The following is a 22,605-nucleotide window of genomic DNA, read 5'->3' as shown; positions in this document are numbered from 1 at the left end:
AGCCGCTCTTGATCTTGATCTGCTTTTGATCTTGATCTCAGGCGCCCCGTCAAACCACGCTGGCCGGAATTCGACAGGGATTTGGGGGGTAAACCGGCAGGGATGCCGGTTTTAGCCGCCCCGCGCCATGGATGGCGCGTGGCGGCGGCCCCCCAAATCACTGGCGGATTACGGGCACACCGAGCCTAAGCGAGGTGCCGAGTGGTGGGGCAAGAGCCCTTTGGTTACTTTGGGGCTCTTTTCCAAAGTGACCCGCTGTAAAAGCGGAACCAACCGTGGCCGTTACCGCAGGAATGGATATGTACTCGGTCTGATCCAGCACCCTGGTTGGCCCGGAGGCCGCCATCGGGAGCAAGCCCACCTCCCACAGTGTTCAGGGCAACACAGTCCAAATGGCAAACCCGGCATACCACAACACCGCCGCACGCAGCAGCAGCTCCCACAACCGATCCAGGCTATTGATGCCGTCAGCCCCCACCACTGGAGGAGGGATTTCAGCCGCGGCCAGCCCGACCTTTTCCATCAACTGCGCCGCGCTGATGTCCCAGCTCAGCAGTTCGTGGAGCATCACCCGACTGACCCCGACAAAGTTGCCCACCAAAGCAAAGCTCGCCGCCAACAGGCGTACCGGCAACCAGTCAAACGCGTGACGCAACTGCGCGGCACGTTCAGCCACCAACGGGTTCTGGCTATGTTCGCTGGCCAGCGCCAACAGCCGGTAGGCCAAAGCCGCCACCGGGCCCAGCAGGAAATACCAGAAAATCACCGCAAAAAAGCTCTGGTACGCCTGCCACAACAGATAGCCCTGGACCCGCTCCAGCAATTGCTCGCCACTGTCGGCGCCAAGCTTCAGGTCGCGCTCGGCCACATGCTCTGCAGCTTGCAGGTCGCCACGTCGCCAGGCATCACGGAACGGCCCCAGCCCTGCCAATAAATCACCACGGCCCAGGCTATAGATCACCACCAGCATGTGCACCGGTAACGCCAACAGGCCATAGGCCACCGGCTCCAGTACCAACAACAACAGCGCCAGCAACGCTACCGGCAGCAGCACCAGCAGCGTCAGGATCAGCCAGGGTCGCTTGCCCATACGCGGGCTCGACTCCAGCTTGGCCAGCTCACGCAGCCATCCACCGTCACGCTGCAACCGCAGGCGCAAGGCCGAGAACTTCTCGATCCACACCGCCAGCACCAACACCAGGAAACTCATTGTTCGTGTCCTCCATCCTGCAGGGCGCCGAGAAAGCGCGCCCAATCAAAAGCGGGGCCCGGGTCAGTCTTGCGCCCCGGGGCGATATCGCTGTGACCACAAATACGTTGGCGAGTGATCTTTGGGTAAGCCTTGAGCAACTGGCGCGTCAGCTCGGTCAGCGCCGCGTACTGGGCATCGGTGAACGGCAGTTCGTCTGTGCCTTCCAGTTCGATCCCCAGCGAGAAATCATTGCACACCTCGCGCCCCTCGAAGCTGGAAATACCGGCGTGCCAGGCCCGGTCCCGGCACGAGACAAATTGCGTCACAGTGCCGTCACGTTCAATCAGAAAATGCGCAGACACGCGTAGGTGGTCGATACCGGCAAAGTAGGGATGCTCTGAAACATCCAGACGATTCTGAAAAAACTCTTGCACCTTGCCCGTGGCGAACTGCGCTGGAGGCAAGCTGATGTTATGCACCACCAACAGCGAGATTTCGCCTCCAGGGCGCTCGTTGAAATTGGGCGACGGGCAATGACGGATGCCCTGGCACCAACCGCTGGCGGGGTCCAACTGCATACAGGCTCCTGAAATGAGACGAGGTGTTACCAGTATGCCGCGTTCCACCCTGCGGTTGCGATCACTTGCCGCGTTTGAGTTGACGCAGGTCGCCCATCACCGCAGCCAGCGCACGCTCGAACAAAGGGCCATCATCCAGCGTGCGCAGCACACCACGCTTGAACGCATGGGCTAATTGGTCGGTAGTTTTTTCCAGAACCTTGAGCCCGGTGCGGCTGACGAAAATACAGGTATTGGCAGGCGGCATGATTGCCGTCAACTTGCAGCGCAGGGCGATTTCCTGATCGTGCTGAAACACTACCCAGGCGCCGATCTGCAACTGCCTGGCCTTGAGCAGGTCGGGGTCATCATCGGGCAGCGGCGCAACGACGGATGGCGCACCGGTGCCAAGCGTGAAGGACTCACGCACTTCGACCAGCACTTCGCCGCCGTCGCCCCCGCAACACTGAACATGCATGGCCTGCAACCGCCGGAAAAATTCGCGGGTGCTAAAAGAGTCGAACGCCGCAGCGGCCAAACCGTCACGCAACGCCTTGAGCAACGCGGGTAGTTGCTCAAGCAAATGCCGGCCCGCTTCGGTGTCTTCCCGCAGGCCGACGCTCCAGATCAACTCATCCAGGGTGCGCAGCGCTGCCTGCCATTGCAGCGACTGTCCGCCATGCTTGAGCATGGCCAATAGCAACACCTGGCTCCAGGCTTGCTGGAGGAATTGCACCACAAACTGCGGCAGAACCTTGCCCGCCAGCCTTCGATCAAGCACCTGCGCCACACGTTGGCGGGCAGCCTCGGTATGCAGGCGCTCCTGCTCGGCCTCTCGGGTATGGCGCTCAAGCAACTCGCTGCGCCTGGATTCATCAGCGGTAAACGCGCTGAATTGCGTCAGTAGCTGGGAGAAAATCGCCGGGTCTTCAACAAACTCATTCAATAAACGCTGCACGACCTGCTCGACACACAGGTACAGAGTATCGCGGGAGGCGTCTTCGGGCGGGTTCCAGCCCATGACGGCGCCCGCGATGTCATTGAGCAAGCGTCGCGCCGGATGGCGCGTGCAACTGAACAGGCTCTTGTCCAGCACGGCGACTTTCAGCAAGGGGATCTGCAAACGGGCGATCAGGCCCTTGAACGCGTCCGGCACGCTGCTATCACCGAGTATGAACGCGAACAGCATAGCGAACAGATTGATTACATCTTCGTCAGCATCTTCCAGGACCCGCGACTTGCCACTCTTGACGCTGACTCGGGTGAGCAGCTGTTCAAGCTGGTTACGCAGGTCGAAATCGTCTTCAGCCTCGGGCTCGGGGACGTACTGCTGCAAATGCGACAGCAGGCGTAGCAGATCACGGGTGGCAATGGGTTGCGGCTCGGCACTGGCTTCGAGGGTCGGCGCCACGCTGCCACGCACGGCCTGCAGTAACTTCTGCAATGCGCTGAACGCTTGCTGGCCGCTTTTATCGAGCGGCGGGTCGACGATCGGCTGGCTGGCGCGTTGGTGTTCCCGGCTGGCGCGCCCGCCGGGACGACGGGATGGCACGGCCTTGAGTTCAGGCAGTACACCAACGGCGACCAGCAGTTGATTGGCTTCGCCATACAACAGGTCCGCGTCACTGAGCACGTATTTTTCAAAGAGCTTGAGCATGATCAGTTTGACGCGGATTTCCACCCCCAGACTGCGCCCTGCCTGCAGGAAAAACTCACAGAGCAGTGCCGGACCCAGTGGGTTGGTATGGTCATCCAGTCGCCGGCCCAGCAATCGGCTCATGCGCGCGCTTAACTGTCCCAGGGCCAAGCCATCACGATGTCGCACCCGACCGAGCATCGCCTCAAGGGCTACGGCTTTTTCCATATCGTCGGCACTGGTACCGGATACCGCTTCGTAGGACACCACCGGCACCAGGTGCAGATCGCCGCTTCCGGCCTGGCCCAGATTGGCGAAGGCGACAAACAGCTGCTCCATGAACACGCGTTCGAAGTTCTTGCGCTTGAGGCGCAGGTCGCGCATTGCTTCGAAAAAAATATGATGGTCGACGGTGCTTCGGGCCTTGTCAGCCATTTCGAACAGGGTGTCGTCGGCGTTATCGAACAGTTCCTGCAAACCCTGCTGCAATTGTTGCGCGGCCTTGTCACGCACCTGCAGCAACACCACCGGCAGGCGCGCGAGCGGCGATGGCGTGGCCTGTGCCCTGTTGATAGGCACCACCTTTCCGTCATTGTGCATCCTGGCCTCCTGAAACGGCGGTGTTGAGAGGGGCAAAGAACGGGGCAGGCACGGCAGTGCGCTGCAAATAAACCGGCTACCACCTCGACGTCAAAGCTATGACGCCAATTGAAAGGCGCGAGATTATCTTGCAAATGAGGGGGGTTGCGCCAGCAAACTCTGCCTTTACGCTGTAAATGAGCGGCGCGCTGGGTTCGAACGCACGCAGCCCCTATAATCCAGGCACTTTGTTTGTGGAGCCTGTTATGCCGAACCTCCGTCTTGCCGACCTCACCGCCGAAATCGAAGCCAACGTGCGCCGCGCACTGCTGGAAGACATCGGCAGTGGCGATATCACCGCGCAGTTGATCCCCGCCGAACGGCTGGCCAAGGCCACGATCATTACCCGCGAAGCGGCTGTTATTGCCGGTACGGCCTGGGTGGATGCGGTATTTCGCCAACTGGACCCACGGGTCGCCGTGCATTGGCAGGTGGCCGACGGTGAACGTGTGAGCCCCAACCAGTCGCTGTTCCACCTTGAAGGCCCGGCACGCTCGCTGCTCACAGGTGAACGCAGTGCGCTGAATTTTTTGCAGATGCTGTCAGGTGTAGCCACCCGAGCGCAGTTCCTCGCGGACTTTGTCGCCAGTACCCAGGTCAAGCTGCTGGACACTCGCAAGACATTGCCGGGCCTGCGCCTGGCGCAAAAATACGCGGTCACCTGTGGCGGTTGCCACAATCACCGCATCGGGCTGTATGACGCGTTCCTGATCAAGGAAAACCATATTGCCGCCTGCGGTGGCATTGCCCAGGCGATTACGGCCGCCCACAAGATCGCCCCAGGCAAGCCGGTGGAAATCGAAGTGGAAAACCTGGATGAGTTGCGCGAAGCCCTGGCGGCGGGAGCCGACATCATCATGCTCGATGAACTGAGCCTGATAGACATGCGCGAGGCCGTGCGCTTGAACGCCGGCAAGGCCAAGCTGGAAGCCAGCGGCGGGATCAATGAAAGTACCCTGCTGCCTATCGCTGAAACCGGTGTGGACTTCATCTCCATCGGCGCGATGACCAAGGATGTGAAGGCAGTGGATCTGTCGATGCGCCTCAGTATCTGAGTAGTTGCCAGCTGCAAGCTGCAAGAAGGCTGCGAGACAACTTGCCGCTTGCAGCTTGAAACTCGCGGCTGCTTTTAAACTACAAGATTATTCATCTCGCAGTACTCGTCCCATTCGACGCCCAGCACCTCGGCCGCCTCTTTATGCAAGGCCAACCGCGCAGCTTCGAATTCTTCCGGTGTCGAGGTGTACTTGAGGGTCAACTCCCAAGGCTGGAGGTTCTGGCTCTCTGCCTCGTCCTCGAATGCCCACTGAATCTGATCGCGCTGGTCGTCAGCGCTCAGGTCCTTGATCTCTTCTTTAAGCTGCGGCGTCGCCTCAAGGTATTTCTCGAGAGCTGCTTGGTGCCGAACTTCCTGGGTCATCTCAGTCGTGGTCATGTCGTTCTCTTGGATCGAGGAATGGGGATGCATCTGGGTCATCAAGGTTGCGCAGATACAAAAGAGCGAGCACGAATGCCGACTCGTCTGGCCTTCAGAACCATTCTGGGATCATCTGAAAACATTGCCTTTGAAGCAGTGGTGCGCTTTTGCCCGAGACAGGAATCGAACCTGCGACCTTCGCGTTACGAGTGCGCTGCTCTACCGGCTGAGCTACACGGGCGGTGGGCTAAAGCTAGCACTGCATTGGTCATGCAGCAACTGACTCGCTCACCGCCCGGCGCCATCACGCGCCGTTGGCAGAGCAGCCCTTGGCAACGTACTGCGGATCCGCTGTGGTAGCACAGGTCCATCCGCTGGTTGCGTTGCGGGTCAAGGTGATGGTCTTGCCGAGCACGGGCGCTGGCGCATCGAGGATTTCACAGCTGATGGAGCCGGCGCCCGAGGCTACATCTCCTGTCACGTCGATCTTGCAATTGGCAGTGGGGCTGTTGCCACCGATCAACGACACAGTGGGCACAGTGCCCTGGTTGATGACGTCTTCATAACCGGCCTTCAACGCGCTGATTTCAGCCAGCCCCGCCGTAAACTTGGCCTTGGCCTGGTGCTTGGTGTACATGGGCAAACCGATCGTGGCCAAAATGCCGATGATTGCCACAACGATCAACAACTCGATCAAGGTAAAGCCTTTTTGACGCATCTCTTTCACTCTCCAGAATAAAACCATGACAAGGCGCGTCCTGCGCCCCGAAGTGTGCAACGGCGCCAGTGTACCCACCACCACGAAGCCCATCGCCTGCAAGACGCACATTCTGACACTTTATCCCATAACACCAGCCGCCCCGAATCCGCCACCTGACTACGCTATAAATTCTTCACTGCCGGGTGCGCAAACCGATATGAACGACACGTCAACGATCTATGCCTGGGAAGGCATCAACCGCAAAGGACGCAGGGTGACCGGGCAAACCGCTGGCGACAGCCTTGCGCTGATCAAGGCACAACTGCGCCAGCAAGGGATCTGCCCCGAGCGTGTGCGCAAGAGGCCTCGATCACGTTCGGCTTTCACCCCGCGAATCCTGCCAGCCGATATCGCCCTGTTTACCCGACAGTTGGCGACCTTGCTCAAAGCCGGGATCCCGCTGCTGCAAGCCTTCGACATCATCAGTGAGGGTTTTGAAAACCAGCAGGTGCGTGAACTGGTCAAGGCGTTGAAACAACAGATCGCCAGCGGCAATAACCTGGCCGCAGCGCTACGCCTGCACCCGCGTTATTTCGATGACCTGTACTGCAACCTGGTAGCTGCCGGAGAACAGGCCGGGGCTCTGGAAACCCTGCTGGAGCGCGTGGCGATTCATCTGGAAAAAAGCCAACAGCTCAAAGCCAGGATCAAAAAAGCCATGACTTACCCTGTCGCAGTCCTGGTAGTCGCGACACTGGTCAGCACAGTGCTGTTGATACACGTCGTGCCTCAGTTCCAGCATCTGTTTGCCGGGGTCGACAGCCAACTGCCCGGGTTTACCCTGGGGGTCATTGCCCTGTCCGAGTTCTTGCAACAAGCGTGGTGGATACTCGTGCTGGGCCTGGCCGTGGGGGTGGGCGGGCTGCGCCACGCCTACCGCCGTTACCCTGGCTTTCGCCATTGGCTGCAAGCGAGTTTGTTGAAAGCGCCTCTGGCAGGCAAACTGCTGCAAAAAACCGCCGTCGCCCGCTACGCCCGCACGCTTTCGACCACGTTTGCAGCGGGTGTCCCGCTGGTCCAGGCACTGGGCTCGGTAGCCGGAGCCGTCGGCAATGACCCCTTCAAACAGGCAATCGAACGTATGCGCCACGATGTATCCACAGGCATGCAGTTGAATCAATCCATGCACAGTTGCGGTTTGTTTCCCGGCATGGCGATCCAGATGACCGCCATTGGAGAGGAGTCCGGCACCCTGGACCGGATGCTGGAAAAAGTCGCGAACCACTACGAGTCGGACGTAGACACCCTGGTCGATAACCTCACCAGCCTGATGGAGCCGCTGATCATGGTTGTCCTGGGGGCCATTGTCGGCGCGCTGGTGATTGCGATGTACCTGCCGGTCTTTCAATTGGGTACGGCCTTTTGAGCCTGCTGCTGAGCGAGCAGCACTGGGCGTTTGCCTGCATGGCACTGGTGCTCGGCCTGATCATCGGCAGTTTCATCAACGTGCTGGTCTGGCGCCTGCCCAAAATGCTCGAACGCGAATGGCGTGCCCAGGCCCATGAGGTCCTCGGCCTGCCAACCGAGCCCGCCGGTCCGGTGTACAACCTGATGCGCCCGAACTCTTGCTGTCCGCGCTGCAACCAGCCGATTCAGCCCTGGGAAAATATTCCGCTGCTCAGCTTCCTGATGCTCCGGGGTCGTTGCGCCCATTGCCGTGACCCCATCAGCGTCCGCTATCCCCTGACCGAAGTGACGTGCGCGCTGATCACTGCCGCTGTTGCCTGGCATTTCGGCTTCGGCTGGCAAGCCGCTGCGGTGATGTTGCTGAGCTGGGGCTTGCTGGCCATGAGCCTGATTGACCTGGACCACCAATTGCTGCCGGACGTGCTGGTCCTGCCGCTGCTCTGGCTGGGGCTGGTTATCAACAGCGCTGACCTGTTGGCGACACTGCCCGACGCACTGTGGGGCGCGGTCATTGGCTACATGAGCCTATGGAGCGTGTTCTGGTTGTTCAAGCTGGTCACCGGCAAGGATGGCATGGGCCATGGCGATTTCAAGTTATTGGCATTGCTGGGAGCCTGGGGTGGCTGGCAGATCCTGCCGATGACGTTGCTGATGGCCTCACTGATGGGCGTGTTTGCAGGGCTGATCCTGCTGCGTTTGCGCAAGGCCCAAACGTCGACGCCGATGCCCTTTGGGCCGTGCCTGGCAATTGCCGGCTGGATTGCATTGCTCTGGGGTGGTCAAATAACCGACTTCTATTTGCAGTCTGTCGGTTTCAGATGACCACTTCTGTCGCAACACCCTGGATTCTTGGCCTCACAGGCGGCATTGGCAGCGGCAAAAGCGCTGCGGCCGAGCACTTTATCGACCTGGGCATCGACCTGGTGGACGCCGATCATGCTGCCCGCTGGGTCGTCGAACCCGGGCGACCGGCACTGGCGCGCATTGCCGAGCATTTCGGCGACGGCGTGCTGCAACCCGACGGCCAGCTGGATCGCGCCGCGCTGCGCAAACTGATCTTTGAGATACCGCAAGAACGTTTGTGGCTGGAAGCCTTGCTGCACCCGCTGATTGCCGAGGAAATTCGCAGCCACCTGGCACGCGCCCAGTCGCCTTACGCGATCCTGGTGTCACCGCTGCTGATCGAGTCCGGCCAATACAGCATGACCCAGCGCATCCTGGTGATCGACGTGCCGCAATCGCTGCAGATTCAGCGTACCCTGCAGCGCGATGGCATCAGCGAACAACAGGTGCAGGCGATTCTCAAGGCTCAATCGAGCCGCGAAGACCGCCTGAACCATGCCGATGACGTGCTGGTCAACGATAAGGACCTTGCCTGGCTGCACGGCGAGGTCGAGCGACTGCACCACTTTTACCTTACTTTGCGTGGAGGCCGATCATGAGCCAACCCTTGACCGTCGACTGCCCAACCTGCGGTGCACCCGTGGAATGGAAAGCGACCAACCTCAACCGGCCGTTCTGCTCGGACCGTTGCAAGCTTATCGACCTGGGTGCCTGGGCCGCTGAAGAACACAAGATTCCGGTGGCCCCGGACGCTGAAGATGAACTGTTTTCCGAAGACCTGCCGCCGCGCCACTAAGGCCGCATAAAGGCATATTCCTGCTGGTCGTCGAGGTTTTCTGCAAGGTATTGCAACTCGTCGGCCAGGTCTTCAAAACTGCGTACACCCTTGCTTTGCTGCACCACCGCACTGAGCATGGCGCGCAAGGTCAAGCCGGGGTCAAAACCGATTTCCTGCGCTGCGTCCTGGCTTCTGCGCAACTCCTGCCGTGCCCACTCGTACACACTCATGATCGGTGCTCCAGAAAAAATTTTGCAGAGCATGGACCTGCGCCGGTGCCCGGCATTTGACCTGGATCAACGCCGTGAATCGTCGTCCTTCCAGGGGGCCGAGAGATAGCGAGTTCGGTTGAAGGTCTCCAGCCATTCCGGGCAAAACACCACCAACGCGCTGACGACCATGCCGTTGATAAAGGCTTCAGGGAAGATGATCAGCCAGAGGTAACCTACAAAGTCCTCCAACCATTCCGGCATCGCAAAGCGGCCGTCCAACCACAACAGGCCCAGGCCGACCAACAGGCACAACAATGCCGACAGCGCCGCCGCAAAAAAACCGGAACAGAAGATATACACAAAGGGGTTTCGCGGTTGCGCCCGTTCGACCAACAGCGCGCAGCTTTCGGTGACCAGCACCGGCAGCCCGACCAGAAGCAGGCCGTTGACGCCAAGGGCGGCCAGATCCTGGCGCCCCAGCAGCATCAAGCCGAACTGTGCAGCAAACCCACCGACGATTGCCAGCGGCCAATCCAGCAGCAAGGTCACGGCGGTCATGCCGATAAAGTGGTACGAGACCCCGGTATCGAAATCCCGGCGCACCAGCCACAGCATAAACAACGCGAACACCGTACCGAACAGCAAATGCTGGCGCCGTCGGTCGGCGAACAATTCGACCCAAGGCGAGCGCAACGTCGCCCACATCACCACCGGCGCATATAACAGCCAGCCAATGCCGAGGGTCGATGGCGCCAGAACAGCTGCACTGATCACGGATGCACTACCTTTATAAAAAGCCTCACCACACACCTCATCCTTGGGCCTGCTGCCAGGTGACCAGTCTACACCCGCGTTTTAAAGCAGGACTTCCTGTGGTCATCATTTGAACGCTAAGCTGGGAATATGGATGACTCAGATTATTTGCGCCTGCTCACCGTAGCAGCCGAACAAGCCAATGCGTTCCTGTCCAATGCCCGCAAATGGGAGCGTGAGCGTTGGGTCTGCCAGCGCCTGCTGCAGGGCTTGAATGTGCCCTACCGCGTCGAAGAGTTTCACGCTGCGGGCCAGGAGCCGCCGGATGTGTTGTTTCGCGACGCCAGTTTCGAGGTGTTTTTCGTGCTGGACGAGGGGCGCCGCCTGAACGACGAATGGCGCGATGAATTGCTGCGCAGGCGTAGCGCGTTCTCTTTGAGCCAACTGGTGCGGCGCGAAGCCAAGCCACGACGCATTCCCGCCCATGAGTTTTTGTTGCGCCTGGCACCGACACTGCGCAAAAAAGCACATAACTACAAAGAACGCGGCATGGATCTGGGGGAGTTGGACCTTATCGCTTTCACCAGCCTCAAACGCGAAGTGCTGGACCTCAACAGCCACTTTCCGCCGCCAACCGAATACCTGCGCCAGGGCTGGCGCTCACTGTCACTGGTGGGGCCAACCTTCGCGCGCGTACTGTTCGCACACCCGGACGCGCCGGACTTCTTGCGCAACAACCTGGGCCGCAGCATAGTGTTCGATGTGGGCATCAGCCTTTGAACCCTTGGCTGTAACGTGGCGCCCTTTTGCAACGTCTACCTGACGAGGCCTTTATGACCAGCCGCCTGAACCCCGATGACCAACAGCATGTCCAAGAGTACCTGCAACTCTCCCAGCACAGAGTCGAACGCAAGCCTTTCCGGCCATGGCTGCTCCTTTGTGTGGTGCTGGTAGTGGTGATCGGGCTCGGCGTGCTGAGCCGCCTATTGAGTTACCTGACGCTATGAGCTGCCTGGCGCTCGCGGGGGTAACTGCTCCGATTTCTTTTAGCCTTGCGAGATATCCCCATGACCCATCGTATTATTATCGTCGGCGGCGGCGCCGGCGGCCTGGAGTTGGCTACCCGCCTGGGTAAGACTCTGGGCAAGCGCGGCAAGGCCAGCATCACGCTGGTGGACGCCAACCTGACTCACATCTGGAAGCCTCTGCTGCACGAAGTGGCTGCCGGCTCGCTGAATTCTTCGGAAGACGAACTCAATTATGTCGCCCAGGCAAAATGGAACCACTTCGAGTTCCAGCTTGGGCGCATGAGTGGGCTTGACCGTGAACAGAAGAAAATCCAGCTGGCCGCCACCCTCGATGAAGAAGGCCGCGAGCTGGTGCCCGCGCGCGTACTGGGCTATGACAGCCTGGTCATTGCCGTAGGCAGCACCACCAACGACTTCGGCACCGAGGGTGCGGCGCAGCATTGCCTGTTCCTCGATACCCGCAAGCAAGCCGAGCGCTTCCACCAACAACTGCTCAACCACTACCTGCGCGCCCATGCCGGGCAAACCGATGCCGTTGAACAAATCAGCGTGGCCATCGTCGGTGCCGGCGCCACCGGGGTGGAGCTGGCCGCCGAGCTGCATAACGCAGCCCATGAACTGGCTGCCTATGGCCTGGACCGCATCAAACCGGAAAACATGCATATCACCCTGATCGAAGCCGGCCCGCGGGTATTGCCTGCCCTGCCAGAGCGGATCGGCGGCCCAGTGCATAAAACCCTGGAAAAACTCGGGGTGACCGTGCTGACCAACTCGGCGGTCAGCGAAGTAACCGCCGACGCACTGATTACCAGTAGCGGCCAAGTGATTCCCGCCAGCCTCAAGGTATGGGCGGCCGGGATCCGCGCACCGGGTTTTCTCAAAGACATCGATGGCCTGGAAACCAACCGCATCAATCAGCTTCAGGTGCTGCAAACACTGCAAACCACTCGCGATGAAAACATCTTCGCCTTTGGCGATTGTGCCGCCTGCCCGCAACCGGGCACCGACCGCAATGTGCCCCCACGAGCCCAGGCCGCGCATCAGCAGGCTTCGTTGTTGGCCAAGTCGCTGAGATTGCGCATTGAAGGCAAGGATCTGCCGACCTACAAGTACACCGACTACGGCTCGCTGATCTCGCTGTCGCGGTTCTCGGCGGTAGGTAACCTGATGGGTAACCTGACTGGCAGCGTGATGCTGGAGGGCTGGTTGGCGCGGATGTTCTATGTGTCGCTGTACCGTATGCACCAGATGGCGCTGTACGGCTTCTTCCGCACGGCGATGCTGATGCTGGGCAGCAAGATTGGGCGAGGCACAGAACCGCGCCTCAAACTCCACTAACAACGCATAACACCTGTGGGAGGGGGCTTGCTCCCTCCCACATTTGTTTTGCGGAGAATTCAAGATTCGCGCGCGCAAAAAAAATCCCCGTATCTTTCGATACGAGGATTTTTAATATGGTCGGGGTAAGGGGATTCGAACTCCTGACATCCTGCTCCCAAAGCAGGCGCGCTACCGGACTGCGCTATACCCCGGTAAAAAAAAGGCGACCTTTCAGTCGCCTTCTTCGATCAGCGCTTTTGGCCTCTGATCTTAAGATTCGATTCCAGCCTGAACTGGTCTCAAAAATGGTGGGTCGTGTGGGATTCGAACCTACGACCAATTGGTTAAAAGCCAACTGCTCTACCAACTGAGCTAACGACCCAAATATGGTCGGGGTAGGGGGATTCGAACTCCCGACATCCTGCTCCCAAAGCAGGCGCGCTACCGGACTGCGCTATACCCCGATTTGAAATTGGCTCCGTGACCAGGACTCGAACCTGGGACCCAATGATTAACAGTCATTTGCTCTACCGACTGAGCTATCACGGAACTACATATTTCAAATTTACTGCTGTGTAACCTTCTCTTCGACCTTGTCCGTATCGCTACGTTAGCGTCTCTGAGGCGCGCTATTCTACAATCTTAAAAACCCCTGTCAACCCTTTAAATTGCTTTTAAGACAATGATTTGCGCTTCTTTCTGATTTCTTCTTGGGGAGAAGAAACCCGTGGGCTGACGTTGCTGCGGGGCGCACTTTACAAGCCTTTGCCTTACAGTTCAACGCCCTATCGAAAAAAAAGGCCTCGCAATGCGAGGCCTCTCGTTATTACACCGGGTGCTGGCCTCAGTGGAAGACGATTTCGTCGTCTTTCACCGTTGCCGTGACGCGAGTGCCCGGCATAAAGCTGCCCGACAGGATCAACTGTGCCAGCGGGTTCTCGATCCAGCGCTGGATCGCACGCTTCAACGGCCGTGCGCCATACACCGGGTCGTAGCCCACTGCGATCAGCTTGTCCAACGCCTCGCCGCTCAGCTCAAGGTCGAGCTCACGCTCAGCCAGGCGACTGCGCAGGCGGCCCAACTGGATTTCGGTGATACCCGCAATCTGATCCCGTGCCAGAGGCTCGAAGATCACCACTTCATCCACCCGGTTGATGAATTCCGGGCGGAAGTGGGTGGTCAAGGCGTCCATCACCGCTGCGCGCTGGGCCTCGCGATCCCCCACCAGTTCCTGGATCTGTGCCGAGCCCAGATTGGAGGTCATCACGATCACCGTATTGCGAAAGTCCACCGTACGCCCGTGGCTGTCCGTCAAGCGACCATCTTCCAGCACCTGCAGCAAAATGTTGAACACATCCGGGTGCGCCTTCTCGACCTCATCCAGCAGGATCACCGAGTAAGGCTTGCGTCGAACGGCCTCGGTCAGGTAACCGCCCTCCTCGTAGCCCACATAGCCTGGTGGTGCGCCGATCAGGCGAGCCACCGAGTGTTTCTCCATGAACTCGGACATATCAATGCGTACCATGGCCTCTTCAGTATCAAAGAGGAACTCGGCCAGGGCCTTGCACAGCTCAGTCTTACCTACGCCGGTCGGGCCGAGAAACATGAACGAGCCGCTTGGACGGTTCGGGTCGGACAAGCCGGCACGGGAACGCCGTACCGCATTGGATACCGCCACCACCGCCTCTTCCTGACCGATGACGCGCTGGTGCAACAAACTTTCCATTTTCAGCAGTTTGTCGCGCTCGCCTTCGAGCATTTTCGAGACTGGAATGCCGGTCCACTTGGAGACCACTTCGGCGATCTCCTCCTCGGTCACCTTGCTGCGCAGCAACTGGTTCTCAGGCTTGCCGTGCTGGTCGACCATCTGCAGGCTGCGTTCCAGGTCCGGAATCACACCATATTGCAACTCAGCCATGCGGCTCAGATCGCCTTTACGACGCGCGGCTTCCAGTTCCTGACGGGACTGCTCGATTTTCTGCTGGATCTGCGCCGAACCCTGTACTTCGGCTTTTTCCGAGGTCCAGATTTCTTCGAGGTCCGAATACTCACGCTCCAGACGGACGATTTCTTCCTGAAGTTTTTCCAGGCGTTTCTTCGCTGCCTCGTCCTCTTCTTTCTTCAACGCCTGGGATTCGACTTTCAGTTGAATCAGGCGCCGATCCAGGCGGTCGAGCACTTCCGGCTTGGAGTCAATCTCCATGCGAATGCGGCTGGCCGCTTCGTCGATCAAGTCGATGGCCTTGTCCGGCAACTGACGATCGGTGATGTAGCGATGGCTCAGCTTGGCCGCCGCAATGATTGCGCCATCCGTGATCGCCACCTTATGGTGGACCTCATAGCGTTCTTTCAGGCCCCGCAGGATCGCGATGGTGTCTTCTTCGCTTGGCTCTTCCACCAGCACTTTCTGGAAACGCCGCTCAAGGGCCGCATCCTTTTCAATGTACTGACGGTATTCGTTGAGCGTGGTCGCACCGACGCAATGCAACTCGCCCCGCGCCAAGGCCGGCTTGAGCATGTTGCCAGCATCCATCGAGCCTTCGCCTTTACCGGCGCCGACCATGGTGTGCAGTTCGTCGATAAACAGAATGATCTGGCCTTCCTGCTTCGACAATTCATTAAGCAGGGATTTCAGTCGTTCTTCGAACTCACCACGGAACTTGGCACCGGCGATCAGGGCCCCCATGTCCAGGGACAACAGGCGTTTGCCTTTTAAGCCGTCCGGCACTTCACCATTAATGATGCGCTGGGCCAGGCCTTCGGCAATCGCGGTTTTACCCACGCCAGGCTCACCGATCAGCACCGGGTTGTTCTTGGTGCGACGCTGCAGGACCTGGATGGTGCGACGAATCTCATCGTCACGACCAATCACCGGGTCGAGCTTGCCTTCTTCGGCACGCTTGGTCAGGTCGACGGTGTATTTGTCCAGGGCCTGTCGCGACTCCTCATGGTTGGGGTCGTTCACGGCCTCACCGCCACGCAGGTTGTTGATAGCGTTTTCCAGGGCTTTCTTGCTCACGCCCTGCCCCAGCAACAATTTGCCGAGCTTGCTGTTGTCGTCCATGGCGGCGAGCAGCACCAGTTCGCTGGAGATGAACTGGTCACCCTTCTGCTGGGCCAGGCGGTCCGCCTGATTGAGCAGGCGCGCCAGGTCCTGGGACATATTCACGTCGCCGGTAGGGTTTTGAATTTTCGGCAGTTGGTCGAGCTCTTTGCTCAACTCCTTGCGCAGGCTGTTGATGTCAAAGCCCACCTGCATCAACAAGGGTTTGATAGAGCCACCTTGTTGCTCCAGGAGCGCCTGCATCAAGTGCGCCGGCTCAATCGCCGGATGGTCGAGGCCGACCGCCAGGGATTGGGAGTCCGATAAGGCCAACTGCAATTTGCTGGTTAAACGATCAATACGCATTAGTCACCTTCCTTTTGAGCAGGCCGGAGCTATGAACAAACACATCCTGAATGAAGAAACCTGCCAGATACCCTTATAGATGGGGTGGATTCTGGGGGTTTCAAGCGGCGGACTGTTGATACAGGTCAGGACAGTCTAGCGTTCAAGCCAGATAAGGGAGGCGAATCGGCCCGTACGCGGGCTGCGGCGATAAGAAAAGAAGCGTGGATCGGTCACGGTGCAAAAACCACCACCATATACAGCGGTGACACCGTTTGCTGCCAGACGCAGGCGCGCCAGCTGGTAGATGTCGGCCATGAACTTGCCGGGGTTGTGGCTGGGAACAAAGGCTTCAGCGGTGGCCGGCAGTTGCTGCATGAACGCTTCACGTACCTCCGGGCCGACCTCAAAGGCTTGCGGGCCAATGGCTGGGCCGAGCCAGACCAGGACGTCTTCAGGAGCAGTATCCAGGCTTTCGAATGCGGCCTCCAGCACGCCAGCCGCCAAGCCACGCCAACCGGCATGGGCTGCGGCAACCCGGGTACCCGCACGATTACAGAACAGCGCAGGCAGGCAATCGGCGGTCATGGATGTGCAGGCGATGCCGGGGGTGCTGGTCCAACTGCCATCTGCCTCGACGGTAAGGCCTGGATCGGCCTCAACCACGTGAGTACCGTGGACTTGGCGCAACCAGGCGGGCTGGATATCGAAGGCGCTGCTCAGACGACGGCGATTTTCAAGGACGGCCTCAAGGCTGTCCTCGACGTGATCGCCCAGGTTGAGGCTGTCGAACGGCGCCAGACTGACACCGCCCGCACGAGTCGTGACGCAGGCTTTGACCTGAGACGGCGCGGGCCAGTCAGGAATCAGCCAGTCACTCATCCGATAAACGCCTCACGATCCTGCTTGAGCAGCGACAACAACCAGACCAGGTCGTCTGGAAGTGGCGATTCCCAACTCATGCGCTTACCGCTCGTCGGATGATCCAGTTCCAGGAAGCGTGCGTGCAGTGCCTGGCGCGGGAAGGACTTCAGCGACTCGACCATTGTCTGGCTTGCCGCCGGCGGAATACGGAAGCGCCCACCGTAGGCAGGATCGCCGACCAACGGGAAGTTGATATGCGCCATGTGCACGCGAATCTGGTGGGTGCGCCCGGTTTCCAGCTTGACCCGCACATGGGTGTGGGAGCGGAAACGCTCCAGCACACGGTAGTGGCTGACGGCTTGCTTGCCACCTTCCATCACCGCCATACGCTGGCGCTGCTGGCCATGGCGACCAATCGGGGCGTTGATCTTGCCCCCGGCCACCACCACACCGATCACGATGCACTCGTAGATCCGGCTGACGCTGCGACTCTGCAACTGAGTAACCAGTTGCGTCTGCGCCTGAATGGTCTTGGCCACCACCATCAAACCGGTGGTGTCCTTGTCCAGACGGTGCACGATGCCGCAGCGCGGGACATTGATGATGTCCGGGACGTGGTGCAACAGGGCATTGAGCAAAGTGCCATCAGCGTGCCCGGCAGCCGGGTGAACCACCAGGCCAGCGGGTTTGTTGATGACCAGGATGTCGTCGTCTTCATAGACGATATCCAGCTCGATGTCCTGGGCGACCCATTCTCCCTGGGCTTCCTGCTCGGCAGTCAGCTCAAGAATCGCACCGCCATGAACTATGTCTCGCGGGCGGATAACCGCTCCATCCACAGTCAGGCGGCCGTCTTTGATCCAGGCGGAAAGGCGCGAGCGCGAGTGCTCAGCGAATAATTGTGCGGCGACTTGATCGAGGCGTTGGCCGCCCAATTCGGACGGCACCTCTGCGCGAAGTTCAATTTTATCGGACATGCTCAGACTAGGCGTGGCACAGCCTTTGGTTTCGGCTGCGCGCTTGTGGTTAAATACGGCGTCTTTTGCCCCGAGGCTTTCAACGGGGCGCTCATCATAACAGGACGGCCCCGCCCAAGACAGCGGCCGTCATAGGGACGCAAGCCGCCATGCAAGTGAAACACCTGCTGCTGATCGCCATCCTCGCCATGACTGCTGCTTGCTCGTCAACAAAGGACGTCGTCGACGAAAACCTGAGCGAAGTCGAGCTGTACCAGCAAGCTCAGACAGACCTGGACAATAATAGCTACACCAGCGCCACAGCGAAGCTGAAGGCATTGGAGTCGCGCTACCCATTCGGCCGCTATGCCGACCAGGCCCAGTTGGAGCTGATCTACGCCAACTACAAGAACGCCGAGCCGGAAGCTGCCAAGTCCGCCGCCGAGCGTTTTATCCGCCTGCACCCACAGCACCCGAACGTGGACTACGCCTACTACATGAAGGGCCTGACCTCGTTCGACCAGGACGTTGGCCTGCTGGCGCGCTTCCTGCCGCTGGACATGACCAAGCGTGACCCGGGCGCTGCACGCGACTCCTACAACGAGTTCGCCCAGCTGACCAGCCGCTACCCCAACAGCCGCTACGCGCCGGACGCCAAGCAGCGCATGATCTACCTGCGCAACCTGCTGGCCTCCTACGAAATCCACGTGGCCCACTACTACCTGACCCGTCAGGCCTACGTAGCTGCCGCCAACCGTGGCCGCTATGTTGTGGAGAACTTCCAGGAAACCCCATCCGTGGGCGACGGCCTGGCGGTGATGACCGAGGCTTACCAGCGTCTGCACCTGGACACCCTGGCGACCACCAGCCTGGAAACCCTGAAGCTCAACTACCCAGATCACCCAAGCCTGAAAGATGGCCAGTTCGTGCCTCAGGTTGCCGAAGCCGACAACCGTTCGTGGCTGAGCAAGTACACCTTGGGCCTGATCGAGTCTCGTCCGCCACTGCCGCCGGGTGAAACCCGCGCCAACCAGGACGTGATCAAGCAGTACCAGGACGCCAAGGATGCCATCCCTTCGGACCTCAAGCCTCACGACGAGAACGGCGACGTTATCGAAGAAGAGGAGCCGCAGGCCCTTGGCAACAACGAAGACCGTTCGTGGTTCAGCTACATGACCTTCGGTGTGTTCGACTGATTGTTCGACGCAACGCAAAAGGGAGCTCTGAAGGAGCTCCCTTTTTTATGAGCGAGTATTTATTGCGCTGTGCGCCTGTGGCCAGCTTGGCTAAACTGGCGCATTCCTTGTCGAGAAACTGCCCATCATGCTTCGTCTACTGTTCTGGATTGCCGTCATTGCTGCCGCGGTATGGTTCTGGCGCAAATTCAAAAACCCTGCAGCCCGCCAGCAACGACCTGCCGAGCCGAACGCAGCGCTGATGGTGCGATGCGCCCACTGCGGCGTGCACCTGCCGCAGGATCGCGCACTGAGTTCGCGCCAGGAGTGGTACTGCACCCAGGCGCACCTGGAACAAGGGCCGAAGTCTATCCAGCGTTGAGGCGACCTGCCGGGGCATAAGGCGCCGGATCAATGATCGGAGCCCGCCCCAACAGCAAGTCGGCGAACAACTGGCAGGAGGCAGGTGCGAGTACCAGGCCATTGCGGTAATGCCCGCAATTGAGCCACAAGCCCTGAAAGCCGGGAACCTCTCCGATATAGGGGATACCTTCCGGCGAACCGGGCCTCAACCCCGCCCAATGCCCGACTACCTCGGCGTCCGCCAAGGCGGGGATCAGTTCCACCGCAGACGCCTTGAGGCTCGCCAACGCAGTTTCGGTCGGCGTCTTGTCGAACCCCTCATGTTCCAATGTGCTTCCAATCAGAATGTGCCCATCGCGGCGGGGGATTGCATAGCGCCCCTTGGCCAAGACCATGCTGGATAAAAAGTCGGACGCGCACTTGTACAGGATCATTTGGCCTTTGACCGGCTCCACGGGAAGGGTCATGCCCAGTGTGCTCAGCAACTGCCCGCTCCAGGCCCCGGCGGCGAGCACCACCTGATCGGCAAAAACCGGTCCCGTAGCAGTGTTCACCCCCACCACGCGATTGTTGTTCTGCACAAAACCCGACACTTCGCAGTGCTCGTGAATCGTCACATCCGGCAACGCCAGCAGCGCCGCCTTCAAGGATTTGACCAGGCGAGGGTTGCGCACATTGGCCACATCGGCCATGTAGATCGCCCGGGAGTAGCCGCCTCCCAGCGCCGGCACGGCATCATGAGCCTGGGACACATCCACCTTGCTCAATGGCCGCCCTTCACGCGCAGCCCAGGCCAATGCATCAGCCTCATCATCCAGGTCAAGCCAGTACAAACCCGTGGTATGAACCTCGGGATCGACACCGGTTGCGGCAAACAAGCGCTGTGCCAACTGCGGATAGAAATCCTGGGACCAATGGGCCAAGGCAGTCACGGCCGGGCTATAACGCCATGGATACAACGGTGAGACAATTCCGCCACCCGCCCAGGAAGACTCCTGCCCAAGCCCCGCACGCTCCAGCAGCATGACTGCACGCCCTTCTCTGGCAAGGTTGTACGCCGTCAACAGCCCGATTACTCCGCCGCCGACAATCACCACTTGCTGTTGCTTTGCCATCATCTGATCCCGCCGATAAACAGGGAAAGGCGCGCCCGGCGCCCACTCTTCAAGCACTCTCATCACTGCCCCCAGCAGACTTTGCGCGACATTTCAGGCGCCGCTCCCGGGTTGCTTCGCATACCGGTGCTGCTCAAGCTGAAAGCTGCACACGCGTCGTCCGCCATGACTGAGTCCACGGCAGGCGTAGCGAGCAAGTCGAAATCCTGGGGGTTTAAAATCACACTGATTCTATAGTGATCGTTACCCGCAATGGCGCCGCCCGCATCAATAAAAGTGCCGTTTCTGGTATATGCGCGCTCCAGGTGCTGGGCTTGCTCGCTCAGCAACGCGACTATTTGCGCGCGATACACCTTTTTTACCTGGCCGATGTACCCGGGATACGCAATGCCGGCCAACAACGCAACGATCGCCACGGCGATCAATAACTCCATCAGGGTAAAGCCCTGGCTATCCATGCCCATCCCATTGCTCCTTATTGAAGTTGCCGCCATGAAATCCGTCGAAACCTGACGTTGCCGCCCTCCTCCACCCGTGCATAAACCGACTCCAGCACCGTGCGCGATTGGCCTGTAAGGCCCACGGCAGTGATGCGAAAGAGCGCTGCCCGTGTATCGGGAGGCAAATGAGCCAGCCCTGCTCCCTCCCCCAGGGATTGAACGCCATAAAACCCACCCCTCAAGGCCAACCAGGTGACCGCTGAGACAGGGTTTGCCCCTGCGCCAGTCAAGGAAAATGCTTCATTGGGCGGTACACACGTAATAACCGAGTTGCACACAGGCATCGCAGGGCCGCCCCTCTGCACAACCGACTCCCCCAGCCGCAAACCGCTTTCAGCAGACTGAAAGGATTGATTACGCTGCCACAGGCTACTCGCGACTTTTTGCTGGGCGACCGCCCCCTGTATCGACGACAGCCCCACCTGCGATAACAACAGCAGGAATACCAGACTGATCAGCAGCACCATCCCGTTCTGCCGTACCCGAATACCGCCAAGCATCGACATCGCCCCTAACCCAACCGATTTCGCAGCGCCGCAACGACACTGTAGGTCTGGTCCTTAACCCGCCCAGTTGGGTCTTGCAGAGTCATGGAGATACGCACACTACGTACCAAAGAACTGTCAGCTGGATGGCTGTCGTAACGCACCACAACCGTTGATGCAGGTTCAGCCGCCAAGCCAAAACTGATGTCGAATGCCCCCATGTTATCAATCAGTACCGCCTTTGCCGGCGCTGCCGGAGTACTGACCTTCAACTGGCCCGATTCATAGGTGTAGGTAAGCTGGCGTATGCCAAAGCGGATCAGGCCAGGGGCGGCAGCAGGTGCTGCCCCCTCATACGCCTGGGCCGCCTCCTTGCAGTCGGACAACACCGTCCAATCGGGCTTGCCAGCGCCGTTACCGACGTACGCGGTGACCAACGTCAGCGACCTTGAACTTCCCGACGCGTCCCAGCTTATCGGTCGATCGAAGGCAGCCGGGGCGTTGTCGATAACGGTCGCGGCCAAACATCCCAACATGCCTGCCTGACGAATGTCCTGTGTGATCTTGCCCAGGGCAAGCCGCGCATCATCCTGCAGCACCATGGCGGCCTGCTGGCTGTCGTGAGTCAATCGTGAACTTATGAGCACCTGACTCACCCCCAACACCAGCACCAGCCCGACGGCGAGTGCCAGCAACAACTCCACCAGGCTGAAACCTCGGGCATGACGATTCATTGCAAGGCTCCCTGCTCACTGGTGACTCGGCTGGTCAGCGTGAAGGTTTCCCGTGCTCCTGGGGTGCCTGCTGAGCGGCGATCCTCCCAACTGATGCTGATGGTGACCTCATGCCCGCTTACCGCCACGGATCCCTTGGCATCCTTGCCAGCAAAACCAATGATATTGGCCTCGAAATCGTGCAGGTCCAGGTCGCGCACACTGGCGGCCGAAGTGTTGGGCGGCCCCGACTCGTCCCTCCCCCACGTGTAATCCGCACCAGCATTGGCGCGAATTCGGTCGAGCATGTCGTAGGCGATAAAGCTGGCTTGGCTGATCATCCTGGCGCTGTCGGTGTACTTGAGCGCGTTGAGCTGAAGCATTGCAGCGCCCATCAGGCCGACAGCCAGGATCAACAGCGCTATCAGCACCTCGATCAGCGTCATGCCGGATTGGTGCCGATGCGCGAAGCGCAGAAAAAATCGATTCGGGCGGGCAGGCATT

25 protein-coding genes and 5 tRNA genes are annotated in these 22,605 nt (G+C 59.5%); 10 read left to right on the top strand and 20 right to left on the bottom strand.

The annotated features are described in order from the left end of the window. Positions 1–373: 373 nt before the first annotated feature. From ampE to E4O97_RS04680, 3 genes are all read right to left on the bottom strand, one after another. Positions 374–1,210: a regulatory signaling modulator protein AmpE gene (gene ampE, locus E4O97_RS04690; RefSeq protein ID WP_032877836.1), complete on the bottom strand. Its 837-nt coding sequence runs from the start codon at positions 1,208–1,210 to the stop codon at positions 374–376. Next, the gene (gene ampD, locus E4O97_RS04685) at positions 1,207–1,770 is read right to left on the bottom strand and encodes a 1,6-anhydro-N-acetylmuramyl-L-alanine amidase AmpD (RefSeq protein WP_248160900.1); all 564 of its coding nucleotides are present in this window, start codon (positions 1,768–1,770) and stop codon (positions 1,207–1,209) included. The genes ampE and ampD overlap by 4 nt, the downstream gene beginning before the upstream one ends. A 61-nt stretch (positions 1,771–1,831) precedes the next feature. After that, on the bottom strand, positions 1,832–3,985 hold the full coding sequence (locus tag E4O97_RS04680) for a DUF1631 domain-containing protein (protein WP_248160899.1): 2,154 nt from the start codon (positions 3,983–3,985) through the stop codon (positions 1,832–1,834). 245 nt (positions 3,986–4,230) lie between these two features. Here E4O97_RS04680 and nadC point away from each other — a divergent pair, with 245 nt between their 5' ends. Further along, on the top strand, positions 4,231–5,079 hold the full coding sequence (gene nadC, locus E4O97_RS04675) for a carboxylating nicotinate-nucleotide diphosphorylase (RefSeq protein WP_248160898.1): 849 nt from the start codon (positions 4,231–4,233) through the stop codon (positions 5,077–5,079). Between the two features lie 74 nt (positions 5,080–5,153). Here nadC and E4O97_RS04670 read toward each other — a convergent pair whose 3' ends face one another. The 3 genes from E4O97_RS04670 to E4O97_RS04660 all read right to left on the bottom strand — a co-directional run bounded on the left by E4O97_RS04670 (position 5,154) and on the right by E4O97_RS04660 (position 6,159). Next, positions 5,154–5,459 carry a DUF6388 family protein gene (locus E4O97_RS04670; protein WP_248128578.1) on the bottom strand — a complete coding sequence of 102 codons (306 nt, stop codon included), beginning with the start codon at positions 5,457–5,459 and terminating at the stop codon, positions 5,154–5,156. A 150-nt stretch (positions 5,460–5,609) separates the two neighbouring features. Further along, positions 5,610–5,682: transfer RNA gene (locus E4O97_RS04665), tRNA-Thr, on the bottom strand. 63 nt (positions 5,683–5,745) lie between these two features. Further along, positions 5,746–6,159: a pilin gene (locus tag E4O97_RS04660; RefSeq protein WP_005784685.1), complete on the bottom strand. Its 414-nt coding sequence runs from the start codon at positions 6,157–6,159 to the stop codon at positions 5,746–5,748. 199 nt (positions 6,160–6,358) lie between these two features. Here E4O97_RS04660 and E4O97_RS04655 point away from each other — a divergent pair, with 199 nt between their 5' ends. The 4 genes from E4O97_RS04655 to yacG are packed head-to-tail and all read left to right on the top strand — an operon-like array spanning position 6,359 to position 9,247. Continuing rightward, complete coding sequence (locus tag E4O97_RS04655; RefSeq protein ID WP_223017573.1) at positions 6,359–7,567, top strand: type II secretion system F family protein; 1,209 nt, start codon at positions 6,359–6,361, stop codon at positions 7,565–7,567. Further along, the gene (locus tag E4O97_RS04650; protein ID WP_032877843.1) at positions 7,564–8,430 is read left to right on the top strand and encodes an A24 family peptidase; all 867 of its coding nucleotides are present in this window, start codon (positions 7,564–7,566) and stop codon (positions 8,428–8,430) included. The genes E4O97_RS04655 and E4O97_RS04650 overlap by 4 nt, the downstream gene beginning before the upstream one ends. After that, on the top strand, positions 8,427–9,050 hold the full coding sequence (gene coaE, locus E4O97_RS04645; protein ID WP_103734653.1) for a dephospho-CoA kinase: 624 nt from the start codon (positions 8,427–8,429) through the stop codon (positions 9,048–9,050). The genes E4O97_RS04650 and coaE overlap by 4 nt, the downstream gene beginning before the upstream one ends. Further along, positions 9,047–9,247, top strand: coding sequence for a DNA gyrase inhibitor YacG (yacG, locus tag E4O97_RS04640; RefSeq protein WP_003188437.1), 201 nt, complete (start codon positions 9,047–9,049; stop codon positions 9,245–9,247). The genes coaE and yacG overlap by 4 nt, the downstream gene beginning before the upstream one ends. Here yacG and E4O97_RS04635 read toward each other — a convergent pair. Continuing rightward, a complete protein-coding gene (locus E4O97_RS04635; RefSeq protein WP_003171680.1) occupies positions 9,244–9,459 on the bottom strand; it encodes a hypothetical protein in 216 nt (71 codons plus the stop codon). The genes yacG and E4O97_RS04635 overlap by 4 nt on opposite strands. 66 nt (positions 9,460–9,525) lie before the next feature. Continuing rightward, a complete protein-coding gene (locus E4O97_RS04630) occupies positions 9,526–10,215 on the bottom strand; it encodes an energy-coupling factor ABC transporter permease (RefSeq protein ID WP_148853443.1) in 690 nt (229 codons plus the stop codon). Positions 10,216–10,344: 129 nt separating this feature from the next. Here E4O97_RS04630 and E4O97_RS04625 point away from each other — a divergent pair, with 129 nt between their 5' ends. Genes E4O97_RS04625 through E4O97_RS04615 form a run of 3 tightly spaced genes read left to right on the top strand, consistent with a single transcriptional unit; the run spans position 10,345 to position 12,560 of the window. Beyond that, positions 10,345–10,974 (top strand): DUF1780 domain-containing protein, encoded by a 630-nt coding sequence (locus E4O97_RS04625; protein ID WP_003188431.1) that lies wholly within the window; start codon positions 10,345–10,347, stop codon positions 10,972–10,974. A 53-nt stretch (positions 10,975–11,027) separates the two neighbouring features. After that, a complete protein-coding gene (locus E4O97_RS04620; protein WP_005784671.1) occupies positions 11,028–11,201 on the top strand; it encodes a DUF3094 family protein in 174 nt (57 codons plus the stop codon). A gap of 60 nt (positions 11,202–11,261) precedes the next feature. Further along, positions 11,262–12,560, top strand: a complete 1,299-nt coding sequence (locus E4O97_RS04615) for an NAD(P)/FAD-dependent oxidoreductase (protein WP_078820261.1) — start codon at positions 11,262–11,264, stop codon at positions 12,558–12,560. 117 nt (positions 12,561–12,677) lie between these two features. Here E4O97_RS04615 and E4O97_RS04610 read toward each other — a convergent pair. The 7 genes from E4O97_RS04610 to rluD form a co-directional block, all read right to left on the bottom strand. After that, positions 12,678–12,754, bottom strand: a tRNA-Pro gene (locus E4O97_RS04610). Positions 12,755–12,848: 94 nt separating this feature from the next. Continuing rightward, positions 12,849–12,924 (bottom strand) — tRNA-Lys (locus tag E4O97_RS04605). Positions 12,925–12,929: 5 nt separating this feature from the next. Then, positions 12,930–13,006 (bottom strand) — tRNA-Pro (locus tag E4O97_RS04600). A 9-nt stretch (positions 13,007–13,015) separates the two neighbouring features. Continuing rightward, a tRNA-Asn gene (locus E4O97_RS04595) sits at positions 13,016–13,091 on the bottom strand. A gap of 295 nt (positions 13,092–13,386) precedes the next feature. Then, the gene (clpB, locus tag E4O97_RS04590) at positions 13,387–15,951 is read right to left on the bottom strand and encodes an ATP-dependent chaperone ClpB (protein ID WP_005784667.1); all 2,565 of its coding nucleotides are present in this window, start codon (positions 15,949–15,951) and stop codon (positions 13,387–13,389) included. A 135-nt stretch (positions 15,952–16,086) separates the two neighbouring features. Continuing rightward, positions 16,087–16,812, bottom strand: coding sequence for a peptidoglycan editing factor PgeF (gene pgeF / locus E4O97_RS04585; protein ID WP_032877959.1), 726 nt, complete (start codon positions 16,810–16,812; stop codon positions 16,087–16,089). Beyond that, entirely contained in the window at positions 16,809–17,771 is a 963-nt protein-coding gene (gene rluD, locus E4O97_RS04580) for a 23S rRNA pseudouridine(1911/1915/1917) synthase RluD (protein ID WP_005784662.1), read from the bottom strand. Before rluD ends, pgeF begins: the two co-directional genes overlap by 4 nt. Positions 17,772–17,920: 149 nt before the next feature. Here rluD and E4O97_RS04575 point away from each other — a divergent pair, with 149 nt between their 5' ends. Both E4O97_RS04575 and E4O97_RS04570 read left to right on the top strand, forming a co-directional pair. Further along, a complete protein-coding gene (locus tag E4O97_RS04575) occupies positions 17,921–18,946 on the top strand; it encodes an outer membrane protein assembly factor BamD (protein WP_005784660.1) in 1,026 nt (341 codons plus the stop codon). Positions 18,947–19,073: 127 nt separating this feature from the next. Continuing rightward, positions 19,074–19,307 carry a PP0621 family protein gene (locus E4O97_RS04570; RefSeq protein WP_005784659.1) on the top strand — a complete coding sequence of 78 codons (234 nt, stop codon included), beginning with the start codon at positions 19,074–19,076 and terminating at the stop codon, positions 19,305–19,307. On the opposite strand, the gene thiO is transcribed toward E4O97_RS04570, so the two are convergent. The 5 genes from thiO to pilV form a co-directional block, all read right to left on the bottom strand. Next, on the bottom strand, positions 19,294–20,403 hold the full coding sequence (gene thiO, locus E4O97_RS04565) for a glycine oxidase ThiO (protein ID WP_005784658.1): 1,110 nt from the start codon (positions 20,401–20,403) through the stop codon (positions 19,294–19,296). The two genes, E4O97_RS04570 and thiO, sit on opposite strands and share 14 nt — an antisense overlap. Positions 20,404–20,465: 62 nt before the next feature. Continuing rightward, positions 20,466–20,867, bottom strand: coding sequence for a type IV pilin protein (locus tag E4O97_RS04560; RefSeq protein WP_032877965.1), 402 nt, complete (start codon positions 20,865–20,867; stop codon positions 20,466–20,468). Positions 20,868–20,878: 11 nt separating this feature from the next. Beyond that, entirely contained in the window at positions 20,879–21,409 is a 531-nt protein-coding gene (locus E4O97_RS04555) for a PilX N-terminal domain-containing pilus assembly protein (protein WP_078820259.1), read from the bottom strand. A gap of 5 nt (positions 21,410–21,414) precedes the next feature. After that, positions 21,415–22,122 (bottom strand): prepilin-type N-terminal cleavage/methylation domain-containing protein, encoded by a 708-nt coding sequence (locus tag E4O97_RS04550; RefSeq protein WP_248160897.1) that lies wholly within the window; start codon positions 22,120–22,122, stop codon positions 21,415–21,417. Then, entirely contained in the window at positions 22,119–22,604 is a 486-nt protein-coding gene (gene pilV, locus E4O97_RS04545) for a type IV pilus modification protein PilV (RefSeq protein ID WP_248131861.1), read from the bottom strand. Before pilV ends, E4O97_RS04550 begins: the two co-directional genes overlap by 4 nt. Position 22,605 lies beyond the last annotated feature (1 nt).

The organism is Pseudomonas sp. W15Feb34, from assembly GCF_023127765.1.
Lineage (GTDB): Bacteria > Pseudomonadota > Gammaproteobacteria > Pseudomonadales > Pseudomonadaceae > Aquipseudomonas > Aquipseudomonas synxantha_A.
The sequence above is the reverse complement of the archived record's forward strand: the minus strand, read 5'-3'. Positions and strand labels throughout refer to the sequence as shown.